The 17,826-nt window shown below is 58.9% G+C and carries 15 protein-coding genes; 11 read left to right on the top strand and 4 right to left on the bottom strand.

Features of this window, described 5'->3' with window-relative positions; translation table 11 throughout:
• Positions 1 to 179 precede the first annotated feature (179 nt).
• The 3 genes from DW899_RS09195 to DW899_RS09185 all read right to left on the bottom strand — a co-directional run bounded on the left by DW899_RS09195 (position 180) and on the right by DW899_RS09185 (position 2,728).
• A complete protein-coding gene (locus tag DW899_RS09195; RefSeq protein WP_117800770.1) occupies positions 180 to 1,541 on the bottom strand; it encodes an ATP-binding protein in 1,362 nt (453 codons plus the stop codon).
• A 243-nt stretch (positions 1,542 to 1,784) separates the two neighbouring features.
• Positions 1,785 to 2,309 carry a hypothetical protein gene (locus DW899_RS09190; protein ID WP_117800769.1) on the bottom strand — a complete coding sequence of 175 codons (525 nt, stop codon included), beginning with the start codon at positions 2,307 to 2,309 and terminating at the stop codon, positions 1,785 to 1,787.
• Positions 2,310 to 2,311: 2 nt separating this feature from the next.
• On the bottom strand, positions 2,312 to 2,728 hold the full coding sequence (locus DW899_RS09185) for a DUF3830 family protein (protein ID WP_117790295.1): 417 nt from the start codon (positions 2,726 to 2,728) through the stop codon (positions 2,312 to 2,314).
• A gap of 616 nt (positions 2,729 to 3,344) precedes the next feature.
• Between DW899_RS09185 and arcC the strand changes: the two genes are divergently transcribed.
• Entirely contained in the window at positions 3,345 to 4,307 is a 963-nt protein-coding gene (arcC, locus tag DW899_RS09180; RefSeq protein ID WP_006235166.1) for a carbamate kinase, read from the top strand.
• A 348-nt stretch (positions 4,308 to 4,655) separates the two neighbouring features.
• Here arcC and DW899_RS10810 read toward each other — a convergent pair whose 3' ends face one another.
• Positions 4,656 to 5,657 (bottom strand): C39 family peptidase, encoded by a 1,002-nt coding sequence (locus DW899_RS10810; RefSeq protein WP_233539958.1) that lies wholly within the window; start codon positions 5,655 to 5,657, stop codon positions 4,656 to 4,658.
• Positions 5,658 to 6,013: 356 nt separating this feature from the next.
• Here DW899_RS10810 and DW899_RS09170 point away from each other — a divergent pair, with 356 nt between their 5' ends.
• The 10 genes from DW899_RS09170 to DW899_RS09125 all read left to right on the top strand — a co-directional run bounded on the left by DW899_RS09170 (position 6,014) and on the right by DW899_RS09125 (position 17,601).
• Positions 6,014 to 7,465, top strand: a complete 1,452-nt coding sequence (locus tag DW899_RS09170; RefSeq protein WP_117800767.1) for an APC family permease — start codon at positions 6,014 to 6,016, stop codon at positions 7,463 to 7,465.
• Positions 7,466 to 7,596: 131 nt separating this feature from the next.
• Positions 7,597 to 8,874, top strand: coding sequence for an amidohydrolase family protein (locus DW899_RS09165; RefSeq protein WP_117800765.1), 1,278 nt, complete (start codon positions 7,597 to 7,599; stop codon positions 8,872 to 8,874).
• Positions 8,875 to 8,991: 117 nt separating this feature from the next.
• On the top strand, positions 8,992 to 10,377 hold the full coding sequence (locus DW899_RS09160; RefSeq protein ID WP_233539957.1) for a histidine kinase: 1,386 nt from the start codon (positions 8,992 to 8,994) through the stop codon (positions 10,375 to 10,377).
• 39 nt (positions 10,378 to 10,416) lie between these two features.
• The gene (locus DW899_RS09155) at positions 10,417 to 11,151 is read left to right on the top strand and encodes a LytTR family DNA-binding domain-containing protein (protein WP_117800761.1); all 735 of its coding nucleotides are present in this window, start codon (positions 10,417 to 10,419) and stop codon (positions 11,149 to 11,151) included.
• A gap of 92 nt (positions 11,152 to 11,243) precedes the next feature.
• Entirely contained in the window at positions 11,244 to 12,188 is a 945-nt protein-coding gene (locus tag DW899_RS09150) for a zinc dependent phospholipase C family protein (protein WP_117800759.1), read from the top strand.
• 101 nt (positions 12,189 to 12,289) lie between these two features.
• On the top strand, positions 12,290 to 13,549 hold the full coding sequence (locus DW899_RS09145; RefSeq protein ID WP_117584173.1) for an MFS transporter: 1,260 nt from the start codon (positions 12,290 to 12,292) through the stop codon (positions 13,547 to 13,549).
• A 171-nt stretch (positions 13,550 to 13,720) separates the two neighbouring features.
• A complete protein-coding gene (locus DW899_RS09140; RefSeq protein WP_117584172.1) occupies positions 13,721 to 14,908 on the top strand; it encodes a glycosyltransferase in 1,188 nt (395 codons plus the stop codon).
• Positions 14,905 to 16,248, top strand: coding sequence for a histidine kinase (locus DW899_RS09135; protein WP_117800757.1), 1,344 nt, complete (start codon positions 14,905 to 14,907; stop codon positions 16,246 to 16,248). The genes DW899_RS09140 and DW899_RS09135 overlap by 4 nt, the downstream gene beginning before the upstream one ends.
• Before the next feature lie 72 nt (positions 16,249 to 16,320).
• The gene (locus DW899_RS09130) at positions 16,321 to 17,037 is read left to right on the top strand and encodes a LytTR family DNA-binding domain-containing protein (RefSeq protein ID WP_006235156.1); all 717 of its coding nucleotides are present in this window, start codon (positions 16,321 to 16,323) and stop codon (positions 17,035 to 17,037) included.
• Positions 17,038 to 17,133: 96 nt separating this feature from the next.
• Positions 17,134 to 17,601, top strand: a complete 468-nt coding sequence (locus DW899_RS09125; RefSeq protein ID WP_117564950.1) for a YfcE family phosphodiesterase — start codon at positions 17,134 to 17,136, stop codon at positions 17,599 to 17,601.
• Positions 17,602 to 17,826: the final 225 nt, after the last annotated feature.

Raw genomic sequence — 17,826 nt, 5'->3', positions numbered from 1 at the left:
GCTGATTGTGGCCTTCTGCTGTCCCAGTGCTGTTTCGCGCTTTGCGCGAAACATCGCAGCACTTTGGGCATAGTGGGGGAGTTGGTTGTCGCCGCCTTCTATCCCCTTGCTGTTTCGCGCCTTTGGCGCGAAAGGCGCAGTACTTTGGGCGTGGGGGCTGGCTTGCGGACTCAGATGACCTAGAGAGATATGGGTGCAAACGAGAAATCGTTGTTGGGGTCGTCCTTTTCCATAAACTCATCGAGACAGAATGTCATATAGATTGGAACGTAAAGGATCTTGCCCTCTTTGCAAAGGTTTTCGTGGCTCAGCACAACGGCCTCGGGAATTTTGTACTCGCCCACACTCATCAAACGGTCGAGGGCTGCATGTGCTCGAACTTTCTTGCCCGATTTGACTTCGATTGGGACAACATGTCCTCGGGCGCCTTCGATTACAAAGTCGACTTCACCGACCTCACGCGTTTGGTAGTACCACGTATCTGCTCCGAGGGCAACGAGTTCCTGTGCGACCACGTTCTCATAGAGGCCGCCGAGGTTGGGAGTTTTCATGTCAAGGTAGACGGCGCGTGCCGTGCTGCCGGGATACCGCGATGCGAGCATACCTGTATCGGACTCGTATAGTTTAAAGGCCGTCGTTTTCTCCGTCCTCTTGAGAGGACTTCGTGCCTCCGTCACCTGGGGGACCATCAATCCAACGCCTGCGTTCACCAGCCATAGGAAATCCTGCTCGTATTTTTGAAGACGAGCTCCCTCGCCTAGAGACGAGACGATAAAGCGATGGGACTCCGCCTCAAGCTGAACGGGAATTTGCTCGAAAATGGAGCGAACGTTAAACGCTCGAGTCGATGCATATTTAGAGATATCGCTTTTGTACTGATCGACTAGCTGAATTTGAAGCTCACGCGTTCTCACGAGCGAATAGCCCGAATCGATATAGTTCTGAACGACCTCCGGCATGCCGCCGCAAACGATATAGGCTCTAAAGTTTTTGAGCATCGCCTCATGAATATAGTTTTCGACGGGACGTCTCTCGACAAGGCGGCTGCGAATATCTGCAAGCACATTCTCGCTGATGCTGTTTGCCCAACAGAACTCTTCAAAATCCATCGGTCGCATAACAATGTGCTCGACATACCCTACCGGAAAAGAAGAGATCCCCTTAAACTCAGTCCCAAGCATAGACCCCGAGAAGACATAGCTAAAGCGTCCGTCCTCGACCAGCGCCTTCATAAGTGTAACGATCTGCGGATACTCCTGAATCTCATCGACGAAGATAAGCGTGTCTCCTTCAACAAGCGGTGCATCCGCAAGAAGGGCCACACGGTTGATGAAGTCAATGGAGTTCTTAGCGCCAACAAGTACGTCTCTTGCCTCGGCATCAAGTAGCAGATTGACCTCATAATACGAAGCGTAGTTGCTCTTTCCAAACGCGCGAATCGCATAGCTCTTGCCAATTTGACGCGCACCGGTAACAAGCAATGCCTTATGAGAGTTATTTTTCCAGTTCAAAAGCCTATTAGTGACCTTACGGCGTAGCATTAAAACCCCCAAATGACAAAAATTGGCAAATAGAATTGACCTAAATCATACAAAAAATGGCAAATAGAAATGCCCCAAATCATACAAAAATTGGAAAATAGCAAAGATTCGCTTAGGTCTCAAAGCCATCGAACCAGCACGGCACTTTGCGAAAAGGCTGGGGACGTCGTTATTTGCGTCTCCAGCCTCCTGGTTGCTGTTTTTGATCCCGCGATGGGGCGTTGTTGGTGTTGCTAGTTCGGCTTACCTTGTCTCGCCGGTTTCGGTGCGTAGGCGGTAGCCGTGGACCAGGTCGCTGATGGCCGGCCAGGGAATCTGGCGATCGACCCAAAATTGCAGCTGAACCAGATAGCGCTCGGTGGCGCGGGTGAGGGCGGCAAACTGCTCGCGGGTCTCGACCAGGGTGTAGAGATCGCGGCTGCGGGCGAGGATGGCGGTCGTGTCGTCCATCTTGCCGGTGACGTCGAAGGCGCCCGAGAACCAGTCGCGCAGGCGCGCGGCGCTGTTATTGAGGGTGGCCAAGTTGGCGGTGTCGCCGTTGGCGTTCTCGGTTGCTTGGGCGCGCAGGAGCGAAAGGGCATCGGCGGCGTTCATGCAGTAACCGACGGTAAAGTTCCATACTGCGAACTCTCGGCCGGTGTCGAGCTTGCGACGGCGCATCAGGTCGATGTCGCGGGGCTCCTCGAGCATCATTTGGTCGGCGAGGGCTTCAAGTGCAGTGGTGTACTCAGCAAGGTCGAGCGTGAGCAGGGTGTTGATATCCATCATCTTTAGGCCTCCGTTTCGATCTCGACGATTTCGTTTTTAATGTACATGCCTTGGTTGTCCCAGACATTGCGGCAGACGGCGGCAAAGCGCTCGCGGTCGGCCTCGCAGATGCGGGCAAACATGTTGCAGGTGCCAAAAGGCTCGCAAACATCAAAGAAGATACAGACCGAAGACCAGCCGCCGTACCAGCTCACCGCACCCGCGGGTTCGTTAAAGACGGGATTCTCGATGTGCTCGTAGTTGGCGATGGGGCCCGATACGGGATAGGTCACCTCGGTATCGCAAATCTTTGCCGAGAAGATGCGCGACTCGACCGGACAGGACGCTTCGAACAGTCTGCATGCTTCGGGCGCTTTGTCCCAGAGCATGTCGGCGAGAAACGTCTCACCATTCAGCGTAATCTTGAGCATTTTTGTCATAGTAAGGACCTCCTCAATCCGTCGCTCAAGGGGCTCGCTGGCGGATAAAGGAGAAGACAGCTACGGGGTCGCCGAACCCAAACTTCACGACAGACGCCTGCCGCCCCAGCCCGTGCTGTACTCGGCTAAAGTATCACGCTTGAGGAGCGAAAGCAATATTCCTATTTCGTTTTTTGGACCCTTGGTCAGACCCGCATGGCCAAACCGCAGTTCGCTCTCGGTCGCTTGCCGAAGGGTGAGACGCGATTGATTATTCCTTATGCTGGATGAAAAGCCCCTTGTTTTTGCAGGGGTGCATACTCAACTTATAAGTGCATAGAATCTCGTATAGTGCGAGTAAGATATTGCGCTGTCCGTTTTGTGTTTAGCAGAGATGTAGTTTGCATAATCCGACATAATCCTCGCTGCATTTAAATAAAGTTGCACGTAAATGGCGTAGATATGTCTGAGCTGGGGTTCTGTACGCTGAGCGGATAAAAACGACCGTTCACCGTTCCGCTATTTTCAAAATGAATAAAATGAGCGATAAAGAGAATATAAACCTTAATAAACTCGCGTATCGCACGGACGCGGGTTATTAATGGGTTGTAGGCCTTTTACAGAAAGGATTCCAGCAATGTCTAAGCCTCTTGGCAAGCCCGATCGTATTGTCGTCGCCCTCGGCGGCAACGCCCTCGGCAACAACCCCGTCGAGCAGATCGAGGCCGTGAGCAACACCGCCCACGCTCTCCTCGGTCTCATCGAGCAGGGCAACGAGATCATCATCACCCACGGCAACGGCCCGCAGGTCGGCATGATCCAGAACGCCTTCGCCGCTGCCCACGATGCCATCGGTACCCCCGAGATGCCGCTGCCCGAGTGCGGCGCCATGTCCCAGGGCTACATTGGTTATCACCTGCAGCAGGGCATTGGCCGCGAGATGCACAAGCGCTATAAGCGTTGGCACGCTGCCACCGTCGTCACCCAGATCGAGTGCGATCCGGACGACCCTGCGTTCAAGAACCCGACCAAGCCGATCGGTCCCTTCTACACCGAGGAGCAGGCCAAGGAGTTCATGGCCGAGGATCCCTCCAAGGTCTTCGTCGAGGATTCCGGCCGCGGCTGGCGTCGCGTCGTCGCCTCCCCCGATCCCAAGAAGATCGTCGAGGCTGACTCCATCCTCAACCTGCTCGACAACGAGTTCATCGTCATCGCCTGCGGTGGCGGCGGCATCCCCGTCGTCCGCGACTACGAGAACAAGGGTTGCTACAAGGGCGTTCCCGCCGTCATCGACAAGGACCTGGGCGGCGAGCTGCTGGCCGAGGACTGCGACGCCGACGTTCTGTTCCTGCTGACCGCCGTCGAGCATGTCGCCATCAACTTCGGCAAGCCCAACCAGGAGGAGCTCGAGGACCTCACCGCCGACGAGGCCGAGCGCCTGGCCGACGAGGGCCAGTTCGGCAAGGGTTCCATGGAGCCCAAGGTCCGCGCTGCCATCAAGTTCGCCCGTTCCCGCAAGGGCCGCACCTGCATCATCGGCGCTCTGGACAAGGCCGCCGAGACCATGGCCGGCCTCTCCGGTACCCGCATCCACGAGTAGTCTCTACTCTGTTGCCTCTCTCGTGGGCGCCAGGCAAAGCGCCCACAAACTAGCCTCTCTTCATGAGCCCCGCAGTCCGCTCCGACTGCGGGGCTTTTGCTATTCACCTAGTCATTGGGGACAGACTTAAATGAGTAGTCCAAAACGGGTGCAGTTTCCTTTGAGGCCCTCAACCGGAAAATGCATCCCGGAAATATGCCGAAAAGTGGCTCTCAGTTTCCCAAGCAGGCCGCTAACGGAAAGCGCATCCCGCTATCGAACTTCAAAGCGGGATGCGCCTTCCGTGCCGGCGGCTCCGGGCAGTCTGGGGCCACTCATTCAAGTCTGTCCCCAATGAGTGCCCAATGACTAGTAGTAGGCCCACATGGCTTCGACTTCGTTGAGGACCTCTACGACGCCCCAGCGGCGGGCGCTGCGGCTGGCCGAGTTGGGGTCGAAGACTTGAATCTGGTCGGCGTCGTCAATACCGTAAAGCACAATGTAGTGGCCCACGTTGGTAAAGGTGCCGGGGCGCACTGCGGCGATGACGGGCGCACCCGAGCGAAGTGCTTGGGTAATCGATTCGCGATCGTTGTGGAGCTCCGTTGCGTTAAGGCCCAGCTGCCATGCGCCGCGCGTCATAAATGACCATTCGGTGGCGCCGGTGGGGGCATAGTTGCCCGCCTCGGAAAGGGCGCACATATCGACCGGCGTCATATCGGCGTGGCCGGTCTTAAAGATATAGACCATGGTGAGGCAAGTGGGACCGCAAGCGTTTTCGCGAATAGTGCCACCGGCATAGGGCAGCTCCGACCATGCGGGGTCAATTTGGTAGATGTGGGGCATGGTGCCGGCACTCCACTGCGAGCGCGGGGTCGAAAAAGCAAATGAGTAGCCGGGTGCGACGGGAGCTTTAAGCAGCTTGTCCTCGGCAGTGGGCTCAAGACCGGCTGATCCGTGGGAGATACAGGATCCCAAAAACACAAAGACGAGGCAGGCGGCAATGGAGCAAAGCGCAAGGCGTAGGCGGCGGGCCGGAAGCACGTGGCTTGTGGTATGCGACGCGGGGTGAGGGGCGGAATTGCCGCGATCGCGTTGAGGTCGCGAAAAGGAGCGCTTAACGTAGTAGTCGGTCTTACGGCGATCGTAGCGGCGTGGCTGCGATGTGTCGGTCTGGCGTTGGCGTGTGCTCGTACTCATGCGGTCTGACTGCTGCACGGTACGGCTTTGTTGCCGCGAAGAAGCCCCGAGCTGCTCTTGGGGGCGCTGCGGGCTGTCGTTGTCGGAGGTGCTTCTGGGCGTTGGCGTGGTGCGGCCGGCAAGGCGCACGCTTTGTGGCCGTTGGTCGCCGTCATTGTATCCGTATGCCATTCGAATCACCTTGCCTCATGTGTAACTTGTCTATCCTACATAAAAAGATGCACGACACATGGGCATGTGCGCCAAAAGCCTGACAAATGGTATGAACGTTGCCGCGCCGCGCGCCAAGCGTCACGGCAACAGGTCTTCAAAAGCAGACAAGATGAAAGCGTCCAAGACGAATGACGTCTTCCGCCGTTCGTCCCAAAAACGGCGCCGCTCGTTTTGCAGTTCTGCCTTCGGTCGAGCCACAAGCGGCGCTGCTGTGCCAAGGCCGTATTGTAAAGCCACGAAATAAAAGCGCGCGGCAAAACAGACCGCGCAAAGGGTGACGTCAAAGAGGCGTCAATAAGGAAAGGAGGGGAACAATGGCGGACAAGAACGCAGAAGTTGCAGTCGAAGGTAACGGTGGCATGAAGAAAACGCTTTCGCTCTGGAACTTCTTCACCATCGGTTTCGGTGCCATCATCGGAACTGGCTGGGTCCTGCAGGTCGGCGACTGGATGGTCGTGGGCGGTGGTCCCGTTCCCGCTATGATCGCATTCCTCTTGGGTGCAATCTTCCTCGTGCCCGTCGGAGCTGTTTTCGGTGAGCTCACGGCTGCTATCCCCATCTCGGGCGGCATCGTCGAGTATGTCGACCGTAGCTTTGGCCGTACGCTGAGCTACATCACCGGTTGGCTTCTGGCCCTGGGCAACGGCATCCTGTGCCCGTGGGAGGCAATCGCTATCTCGACCCTCGTGTCCGAGATGTTCGGCAGCCTGCCCGGTCTTGAGTGGCTGCGCGCCGTCAATCTCTACACCATCTTGGGCGCCGACGTTTACTTGTTCCCGACGCTAATCGCGCTCGGCTTTGCAGTCTACGTCATCTTCCTCAACTTCCGCGGTGCCAGCTCGGCCGCCAAGCTCCAGGCCTTCCTGACCAAGGCTCTGCTCTGCGGCATGCTGCTCGCCATGGGTGTCTCGCTGTTCACCGGTTCGCCGGAACACGCCATGCCCGTGTTCTCCCAGGTCACCGGTGCTGGCGGCGGCAAGCCCGCTACCGAGGGCACCAGCCTGTTCGCCGGCATCGTGTCGGTCCTGGTTTTGACCCCGTTCTTCTACGCCGGCTTCGATACTATTCCTCAGCAGGCTGAGGAAGCAGCCGAGGGCCTCAACTGGAACAAGTTCGGCAAGATCATCTCCCTGGCCCTGCTGGCCGCCGGCGGCTTCTACATGGTCTGCATCTACTCGTTCGGCACCATCCTCGACTGGCATGAGTTTGTTAAGAGCCCGGTTCCCGCGCTGGCCTGCCTCAAGGGCATCAACATGCTCCTGTACCTGGCCATGCTCGTCATCGCCACGCTTGGACCCATGGGCCCGATGAACTCCTTCTACGGCGCCACGAGCCGCATCATGCTCGCCATGGGCCGAAAGGGCCAGCTGCCCGAGAAGTTCGCCGAGGTCGATCCCAAGTCCGGCGCTCCCAAGCTCGCCTGCGTCGTTCTGGGCGTCATCACCGTCGTCGGTCCGTTCCTGGGCAAGAACATGCTCATCCCTCTGACCAACGTGTCGGCTCTCGCCTTCATCTTCTCCTGCGGCATGGTCGCCCTCGCTTGCCTGCGCATGCGCTTCACCGAGCCCGACCTGCCTCGTCCCTACGAGGTGCCCGGCGGCAAGTTTGGCATCTGCCTCGCTGTCGCTGCCTGCGCCGTCATCATCGGCTTGCTCGTGATCCCGTTCTCTCCCGCCTCCCTCAACATGGTGGAGTGGAGCATCGTGATCGGCTGGCTGGCCATTGGCCTGGCCCTCATGGCTTTCACCAATTCCCGCAAAAAGTAACGCCTGGCCGGGGCGGATCGGGTGCGCGGAATCCTCTCTCCCGCGCACCGAACCCGGCACCACTTGGGTAGCTTTGTGAGGCCTTAACCCAACACGGCCTCGCCCACTATATGGATCCATAAGGAGGAACCATGTCCACTAAGTATGCAATCGTTGGCGGCAAGCTCATCGACGGTACCGGTGCCGAGCCGGTCGAGAACTCCCTCGTTCTCGTCGACGACAACGGCAAGATCGAGTACGCCGGCACTATGCAGGACCTTCCCGAGGGCGTTGAGGTTATCGACGCCGCCGGCAAGACCGTCCTTCCCGGTCTGATCGACACCCACCTGCACTTCTCGGGCAACCTGACCGACGATGACACCGATTGGGTTATGCAGCCGCTCCTCGAGAAGCAGGCCGTCGCCGTCAAGCAGGCCTACGACTGCCTCACCCACGGCCTCACCACCGTCTGCGAGATCGGCCGCTTTGGTATCCAGATCCGCGACTGCATCGACAAGGGCGTCTTCAAGGGCCCGCGCGTTCTGGCCACCGGACTCGGCTTCTGCCGTGTTGCCGGTCACGGTGACTCCCACCACTGCAGCCAGGAGCTCAACAAGGAATCGCACCCCTGGGGCGATCAGGTCGACGGTCCTTGGGATCTGCGTAGGGCCGTCCGTCGTCGCCTGCGCGAGAACCCCGATGCCATCAAGATCTGGGCTACCGGTGGCGGCATCTGGCGCTGGGACTCCGGTCGCGACCAGCACTACTGCTCCGAGGAGATCCAGGCCGTGATCGAAGAGGCCAAGTTGGTCGGCATCCCCGTGTGGAGCCACTGCTACAACAACCACGCCGCTGCCTACGATTCCGTCCGCTTTGGCTGCGAGCAGCTGATCCACGGTTTCGATATCGATGAGCGCACCATGGACCTCATGGCCGAGCAGGGCACCTTCTTCACGCCGACGATCGCCTTCCTGCCCACCTGGTACGCCACCTATCCGCCCGTCTACGTCCCCGAGCTGCACGACAAGTACGAGGGCACCCTGGTCGAGAAGGAGCTGCAGCGCAACTACGACTGCCTGCGCGAGGCCAAGAAGCGCGGTGTCGTCATGACGATCGGCTCCGACTCCTTCTCCTTCGTCACCCCGTACGGCACCTGCTCCATCGAGGAGATGTACGAGTTTGTCGACAAGATCGGCTTCACCCCGGTCGAGACCATCACCTGCGCCACCCTCAACGGTGCCAAGATGTGCCACATCGAGGACGAGACCGGTTCCATCGAGGCCGGCAAGTGCGCCGACCTGCTGGTCGTCAACGGTGACGTCGCCGCCGACATCCACGTGCTCAACACCGACAACATGGACGTCATCATGAAGGACGGCTGGATCGTCGAGGCTGGCACCTTTGGCGAGGCCAACAAATACAGCGCCTAAGATACCGTTTGTCGATGGCTGGATGTAAAACACAGTTTTTGATTGCATAATGCAATGGAGAGGGTCGCTTGCGGCCCTCTTTATTGCTATGGGTGCGGTAGATAAAAGGGGATGACGGTGGATTTAAACAGGCTGATTCTGGTCAAGAGCTACAACTCTACCAAGGTCTTTCGTACGGCCCAGCATGTGGTCCAGGCCATCCTGCTCGGTGTTGTCGTTCCGGCGCTTATCCTGTTGCTTATCTGGGATTTAACCGATAATCCCAATCCCGTTCCGGGCGTTGTCGTTATTGCCGGCCTGGTCATGCTGTGCTTCTTTTTCTCGTATGTCTTTGTGGTCCCCGACGACCTCACATCGAGCGCAACCGACCGTACACTCGCCATCGCATCAAAAATATTCGCCTACACGTCGCGTGGCCTTACGCCCGAAGCTGCCCTGGGCGCCTCCAAAATCATTCTGTCCGAAACTATCGCCTCGGCCATCTGCTTCACCGACGGCAAGCAGGTGTTGGCAAGTTGGGGCGAGGATTCGACAAAGTGTCCCGCCGGCACCCCGGTCGTGCTCGAGACCACGCTCAGTGTGATTGAGACGGGCGAGCAGAGCGTGTTTTCGCGTGACACCTCCAATGAGACGGGTGGCTATTTTCCCCGCCTGCGCGCCGGTATTGTCGCACCGCTTACCGTGCGCGGGCATTGCGTGGGTACGCTCGAGCTGTACTATCCCCGCCTGAGCAGCATCGATATGCGCCAGACGGCGTTAGCCTCGGGCTTTGCCGATCTCATTTCCACGCAGCTCGCCAGCTTTGAGCTCGAGCGCCAGGACGAGCTTACGGCCCGCGTGGAGCTGCGCGCCCTGCAGTCGCAGGTCGACCCGCATTTTCTGTTCAATACCATCAGCACTATCGTGTCGCTCGTGCGAACCGAGCCCGACAAGGCGCGATCGCTGCTGATCGACTTTTCCAATTACTATCGTCAGACGCTTTCTGACTCCGATACGCTCACCACGCTCGAGCATGAGGTGGAACAGGGCACTCGTTATATCAATCTTATGCAGGCCCGGTATGGCGACGGCCGTCTGCGCGTTTCGGTCGACATCGACTTTGAGGTGCGCGACAGCATGGTGCCGCCGTTTATCTTACAGCCGCTGCTCGAAAACTGCATCAAGCATGCCCAGCGCGAGACCGAGCCGCTTTCTATTCGTGTTGGGGCTTTTGAGACCGATGACGGTCTGGAGATCATCGTCGAAGATGACGGCATCGGTATGAGCGAAGAAGTCTGCGCGCACCTGTTTGAGCAGCATCGCCGAGAGGAGCCCGAGAGCATTACCGCCGACGGCTCCATCAAGCGAGGCTGCGGCCTGGCGCTCTTCAACGTGCTTCAGCGCATCCATTTCTTTTACGGGGAAGATTCTGGCATGCGCGTGAAGTCCCAGGAGGGCGTGGGGACGCAGGTCATCGTCGAGCTGAACGGCGAGCCGCATGAGCCGGCGCCGATGAAGGTGTAGCGCGCGGTTGGATTGAGAGAAAAAAGAGGGGAAGCGCATATGTCCGAGGGATGGAACATCTTGGTGGTTGATGACGAGCCTCCTATTAGGGCTGAGCTACGTTATCTGCTGGAAAAGGATGCACGTGTGGGACAGATTGCCGAGGCGGGCAATGTCACCGAGGCCGTGGAGTCGATTCTGTCGAACAAGCCCGACGTGCTGTTTTTGGATATCACGATGCCCGGCCGCTCGGGAATTGAGCTAGCCGAGACCCTGCAAAACCTAAAGACGCCGCCGGTGGTGGTGTTTGTGACGGCGTTTGCAGAGTTCGCGGCCGATGCCTATAACCTCGATGCCGTCGATTACATCGTCAAGCCAGTCGAGGATGCCCGCCTGTCAAAGGCACTCGACAAGATCGAGACCGCTCTGGGCGCTCGCCGTGTCGTCCATGCTCCGAGCCAGCCATTGCGCCTGACGGTGGATCGTGGGGGTAAAAAGGTGTTCATTCCCGTGGCGGATGTCTGCTACTTTGAGGCACGCGCCGATTTTTGCAACGCCGTCTGCGCCGAGGGAACATACCTGATCAATGAGTCGATTTCCTCGCTCGAGCGGCGCCTGGCCTCCGAGGGCTTTATCCGTGTCCACCGCAGTTATCTGGTCAATTTGGAAGACGTGCACAATGTCGAGATCGGCTCCACGGGCCTGATGGAGCTCAGGCTCGATCGCGTGACCTCGACGGTGCCCGTGTCCCGCCGTCGCGCCGCCGAGGTTAAGACGCACCTGGGGCTTGCGTAAGCGGTCCGCACGCCACCGTTTACCGCCGCAGGTTTGGCACGGGCGCGCGGTGGGCATAATGGGTGGCATCGAATGAAATCGAAAGGATCATTATGCCTGCGCTCATTACGCATCATCTGTTTGGCGAGGAAAGCATCGACCGTCTTCCGCAGGGCGTTATCACGTCCGACGAGGAGCGTATTGCCTTTATCCTGGGCAACCAGGGCCCCGACCCGTTTTTCTTCCACATGCTCACGCCGCGCGTTTCCGATTGCACGTTGCTTGCTCAGGTCATGCACCGCTCGCGTATGTCGCGCCAGTTCTCGTGTCTGCGCGACGGCGTGTCGCACCTGCAACCGCGCGATGCCAACCTGGGTCGCGCCTTTGCGCTGGGCCTGCTGTCTCACTATGTGCTCGACCGCAATGCCCACCCCTTTGTCTACGAGCAGCAGTTTGGCATTGTGGACTCCGATCCCGAGCTCGAGGCTTCGGGCAGCCAAGTTCACGCCGTGCTCGAAAGCGACCTGGACGTGCTGATGCTGCAGCTCAAGCGCGATGGGGCAACGGTCGAGGATTATCCGCCGGCGGGCGAGATCGTCACGACCGACCGCATCAATCGTGTTGCCGGCGTGCTGATGAGCTACGTCGCCGGGCGCGTGTACGGTATCGACATCCCGGCGGGGGAGTACGCCGGCGCCGTAGCCGACATGCAGCTGCTCTACCGCACTATCGAGCCGGCCGGTTCGGCCAAGACGCGCGCGATTGCCCTGATCGAGGGCTTGGTGCACGATTATTCGCTGCTCGACGGCCTTGCGCACCGTGTGACGACCGAGCTGCCCGAGCGTACCGGCAACCTGGGCCACTTGGCATGGAAGAACCCCTTTACCGACGAGGTCTCGAACGAGAGTTTCCCCGAGGTCTTTGACCGCGCGCTGGTCGATTACGAGTGCACGGTCGCCCGCTTTATCGAGACCGGCGATATGGAAGCCGTGACCAACCATGTCAATTACAGCGGTCGCGTGCTCGGCGCCGACGAAGAGTTCGACCGCGAGGAGTAGGGCTCGTGCGTGCCCCTTTGCCGAATCCTTACCGGCGCCTCCGTGCAATTGGGGTACGATGAACTAGCTGCATATCGGGCGAATACGAAGGGTCCCTGTCCATGAAATACACCAAGCTCGAGCGTAACTGGGTCATGTACGATGTGGGAAACTCGGCCCTCGTGCTGCTCAATACCTCGGTGGTGCCCATCTACTTTAACGCCATCAATACCGGCGCTTCCTCGGCAGACCTGGTGGTCGCTTGGGGCAACGCGCAGACGATTGCCTCGCTGGTCATTGCCATGCTCATGCCCATTCTGGGCGCGCTTGCCGATTACGCCGGCAACAAGATCAAGTTCTTCTTGGGCTTCTTCCTCACGGGCCTGGTTCTTTGCCTGGCGCAGGCTATCCCAATGTCCGCCATGGCATTTTTGACTGTGTACGTGCTGTGCACCATCGGCCTCAACTCTTCTATGACGTTCTACGACGCCATGCTGCCCGACATTACCACCGACGAGCGCATGGACGTCGTGTCCAGCTCGGGCTATGCCTGGGGCTACATCGGTTCCACCGTGCCGTTCATCATCTGCCTGGCGCTTATCATGGGTGGTCCCGCTCTTGGTGTCCCCACCATGCTGGCAACGCGTCTGTCGTTTATCATCACTGGTGCCTGGTGGCTCATCTTTACCCTGCCGCTCATTCGCACCTATAAGCAAAAGTACGGTCGCGAGCGTGGTCCCGAGGACACCATCGGCCACATCGTGGGCGGTGTGTTCTCCGAGGTCGGACACACCATGCGCGAGATCGCCCACAACAAGACCGTGCTGGTCTACATGATCGCGTTCTTCTTCTATATCGACGGTGTGCACACGGTCATTTCTATGGCCACCAGTTACGGATCGGCCTTGGGCATCGATTCGACGCAGCTGGTCCTGGCGCTGCTCGTCACGCAGTTTGTTGCTTTTCCGTCTGCCATCATTTACGGCAAGCTCGCCGGACGCGTGGGCACGCTCAACATGATCCTGGTGGCGGTCGCCGCCTACATGGGGATTGTGCTGTTCGCCGCGTTCTTCCTAAAGACCGCCTTTGAATTCTGGGTGCTTGCCATTATGGTCGGCCTGTTCCAGGGCGGTGTGCAGGCGCTCAGCCGTAGCTACTTTGGCCGCATTATCCCCAAGGAAAAGTCCAACGAGTACTACGGCTTCTTTGACATCTTTGGTCGTTATGCAAGCGTTATGGGCACCTTCCTGGTGTCGGTCGTCACCTCGCTGACCGGCAACCCCTCGCTGGGCGTCCTGTCTATCGGCGTGCTGCTGGTGGTGGGCTTTATGCTGCTGGTCCGCTTGTCCCGCATGACTCGGGCGGCAGGGCATGCCGCATAGGAGCGAGCGGCTATTGTGCCTGTCCACGGTACTCTTTTGGGGTTATCCGCAATAAACATTGCGACTTGCGAGCAATGATTTGTCCAAGTGGGTATGATGGAATCAGCTAGGTCGCGGGGCGTCGCCTGTGTTTGGCGGCGTCCCGTTTTTGTGTTGCAGGGAGGGTAAGGCATGAACGCCACGGTCGTGATTCCAACGTATTGGGCGGGCGATGACGCTTGCGCAAACGCCCCTGGCACCTATGACCATTCGACGCGACTCAACGCCGACAATCCCGAACTCGACCGCTGCCTGGCCTCGCTTGAGCAAGTGTGCGACATCCCGCGCATCATCCTTTTGGTGGTCTGTCCTGTTTCTGCCACAGCCGATGTGTCGCTGCGCGTGCACGAGATTGTCGACGCGCATCCCACGCTCAAGGTCACCGTTGTCACCAACACCCAGGCCTCGCGCATCGCAGACCGGGTTGCTCAGATCGCGCCCAAGGGTTCGGGCGAGTGCGTGAGCCTGCGAGGCTACGGTGCCATCCGCAACATGGGGCTAGCCTGTGCCGCTGTGCTGGGGCATGACGCGGTTATCTTTTTGGATGACGATGAGGCTGTCATCGACGCCGACTTTATGAAGCGCGCGACCTATGCGTTGGGGCAGCAGACGCGTCAGGGCTTGCCGATCTTGGTCAAGAGCGGCTATTTCTACGATCGCGACGGCTCGCCGCTGGCTCCCACGGACAAGGCGGGCATCTGCCATCGTTGGTGGACCAAGCGCATCGAGTTCAACCGTTGGATGAAAAAGGCGCTCTCGGGCACCCGCATCTCGCGCTCCAACTACGTGTGCGGCGGCCTGATGGCCCTGCACGCCCGCGCCTTTACGCGTGTGGCCTTTGACCCGTTTATCACCCGCGGCGAGGACTTGGATTACCTCTTTAACATGCGTATGTTTGGCTACGACGTGTGGTTTGATAACGAGTGGACCGTGCGCCATCTGCCTCCGGAGTCCGAAAAGCGCTCACCGCGCTTTATGCAGGATGTATACCGTTGGTACTACGAACGGGCCAAGTTGACGTTCGCCGCGCATCAAAAGGAGCTCATCCCCGTTACGGCGGCATCGCTCATGCCCTACCCGGGCCCGTGGATTTCGCGCGAGCTCGACGACCGCGTGCGCAAGACCGCTATGGTCCGCAGCGTGTTTACCCGCGAGCATGAGGGCTACCTGCGCATCTGGCGCCATGGTATCGACGAGGCAAAGGCCTATGCGCGCCAAAACGCTGCAAGCTATCTGCGTTTCCAGAGCTTTTGGCCCAAGATCATGGACGGGCTTTGGCGTGACGCACAACTGATCAGTATCCTGGAGGGGGCCGAATGATCGACCGCCGCGCCCAGCGCGATAGTTCAATATCAATCTTTCGCATCATTGCCGTTGCCTGCGCCATTTGCGTGCTGGTGTACTTTATTTTTGCCTTGGTGACCGGTATCGAGCCGATCGCCACGGTGATTGCCTGCGCGCTGCTGTGCATCTTTCTGTGCATCTTTATCTTTTTGACGCTCAATCCCGATTCGGTGCGCTCCCAGTACACCGAGGAGACGCTCTCGGTGGCCTCGGCCATGCTCGAGGACATTAAGGGCGGTCTGACGCAGGAGTCGGCGCGTTTGGTGTGCCGGCGCATTTTGCCCGAGACGCGCGCCATGACGGTGGCCATCACCGACGAGGGCAACGTGCTTGCCTGCGCGGGCGAGTTTGAGGAAAAACTGCTGCCCGATACTCCCATCCACACGCTTGCCACACGCTACGTTATCGAACATGGCATCGTGCAGTCGTTCAACCGTATGGTGGATGTCGTGGGCTCGGACGGCTCGCACAACCAAGTCCCCGCCGGCATTATCGCCCCCATCAAGGTGGGCGATCGTACCGTCGGTACGCTCAAGTTCTACTACAAGACCCCGCGCGCCGTCGACCGTACCCAGTACGCGCTTGCCTCGGGCTTTGCCGAGATCTTGTCCACACAGCTCGCCATCCACGAGCTCGAGGTGCAAAAGGAGCTCACGGCGCGCGCCGAGGTGCGTGCGCTGCAGGCGCAGATTAACCCGCACTTCCTGTTCAACACGCTGAACACCATTGCATCGTTTACGCGCACCGACCCGCTGCGGGCCCGCGAACTGCTTCGTGAGTTCTCATCGTTCTATCGTGCCACGCTCGACAACTCGGGATCGCTTATTCCGGTCTCGCGCGAGGTCGCACAGACCAAGCGCTACCTTACCTTTGAGAAGGCCCGCTTTGGCGAGGACCGCGTGCTTGCGACGTTCGATGTGTCCGAGGACGTGGAAGATACGCTGGTGCCGGCGTTCGTGATCCAGCCGATTGTCGAGAACGCCGTGCGTCATGGTATGGGCGACGACGACGCCCTGAGGATCGACGTGACCGTTCACCAAGACGGCGAGGATGCAATCTTGATTGCCGTGGCCGATAATGGCGTGGGCATGGATGAGGGTACCGCCGCCAGACTGTTTGACGAGCGCTCTGCCCGTCCCGACGCCAGCTCTCCCCAGGGTGGCGGCGCCGGTGTGGCCATGCACAATATTTCGGAGCGCATCCATCGCTTTTTTGGGCCGCACTCCTATACGCGTGTCGAATCGGCGCCGGGCAAGGGCACCAAAGTGCTTCTTCATCTTGATTTGTCAGAGAGCATCTTTGACATTCAAGAGTAAAATAAAAGGCTACGGGCTCAACGTCATGCGACGGATGCCCGGCGTAGTTAGTTGACGAAAGGTTTTATCCCTATGCTGCGTGCGATGATTGTGGATGATGAAGCGCCGGCTCGCTCGGAGCTTCGCTTCCTGCTCGAGCAAACGGGCAAGATCGGCACGATCACGGAGGCGTCGAGCGTCCGCTCCGCCATCGAGATGCTTATGGAAAGTCGCGTGGATGTCGTGTTTCTCGATATCTCGATGCCCGGTGCCTCGGGCCTGCAACTTGCCGAGGCGCTGCATAAGCTCAAAAATCCGCCGGCGATCGTGTTTGTGACTGCGTATAGCGACCATGCGGTCGAGGCATTCGACGTCGATGCCGTCGATTATCTGATGAAGCCTGTCGAGGAAGCTCGCTTGGATCGCGCGATCGAGAAGGTCATGCAACGCGCCAAGCCGGTTACGGACAGCAAAGTGACCATCGAGCGTATCCCGGTGGAAAAGGGCGGCCGCAAGGTGCTCATTCCCGTGGATGACATCCGCTTTATCATGGCAAAGGACGATTACTCCTGCATCTATACCGTCGATGATCGCTTTTTGTCGACGACCTCGCTGGCGCAGTTTGAGGCCAAGCTCTGCGACTTTGGCTTCTTCCGTGTTCACCGCCGCTATATCGTCAACCTAGCGTGCGTCACGGACGTCGAGACGGTGCCCTCGGGCGCCATCCAGCTGGGCATTACGGGCGTCGACGAACGCGTGCCGGTTTCTCGCCGCCGCGTCGTGCCGCTCAAGAAGGCCCTGAGTCTCTAGCACGCTGGCCCCGCAGCCCTGTAGACCCATCGTCTGCGGAGCCGTGGGGCCTTTTTTGTATGTATCTGCCGAATCGTTTTTTGCGGAAGGGATCCCATGAACAGTGCAAGCGCCAAGCGTATCGACATCATCTCGGACACCCACGGCTATTTATCGCCTGCGCTCTTGGATGAGCTTGAGGGCGCAGACCTGATCATCCACGCCGGCGACCTCACGTCAGAGATGGACTACGAGCACCTATGCACCATCGCCCCCGTGCGGGCCGTCTTGGGCAACAACGATTACTACCGCGACTACGGCCCCGATGTAGACCGTCTTGCACTCTTTACCTACGAAGGCCTCAAATTCGCCGTAGCCCACTACCGCGAAGACCTTCCGGTGGGATCCGTAGACGTAGCCATCAACGGTCACACCCACGTAACCAAAGAAGCCCAAGTAGGCCGTTGCTTAGTCCTCAACCCGGGCAGCGCCAGCTACCCCAGAGGCACCCGAGGCCCCACCATGGCCAGAATGCTCGTCAAAGACGGCCATGTCATAAGTACCAAGTTTATTGACCTAGACTAACCGCAACAAAAACGGGGGATGCACAACGCATCTCCCGTTTTTCTTTGAGCCAAAGGCAGAGTCCCAACAAGAATCTAAGACAACCCCGCCACGGAGAACGGGGCCGCCGAGCCGCGAAGCGGCGAGCAACAAGAACTGGTTGAAGAAAGTGACGGCAGGGAGGGTCTCCGGGGCTGGGGGCGGGGGTTAAGTTTGTCGCGAGTTCCGCACGCAAAGGAAAGCACT

Source organism: Collinsella sp. AM41-2BH (assembly GCF_003468085.1).
Taxonomy (GTDB): Bacteria; Actinomycetota; Coriobacteriia; order Coriobacteriales; family Coriobacteriaceae; genus Collinsella.
The sequence above is the reverse complement of the archived record's forward strand: the minus strand, read 5'-3'. Positions and strand labels throughout refer to the sequence as shown.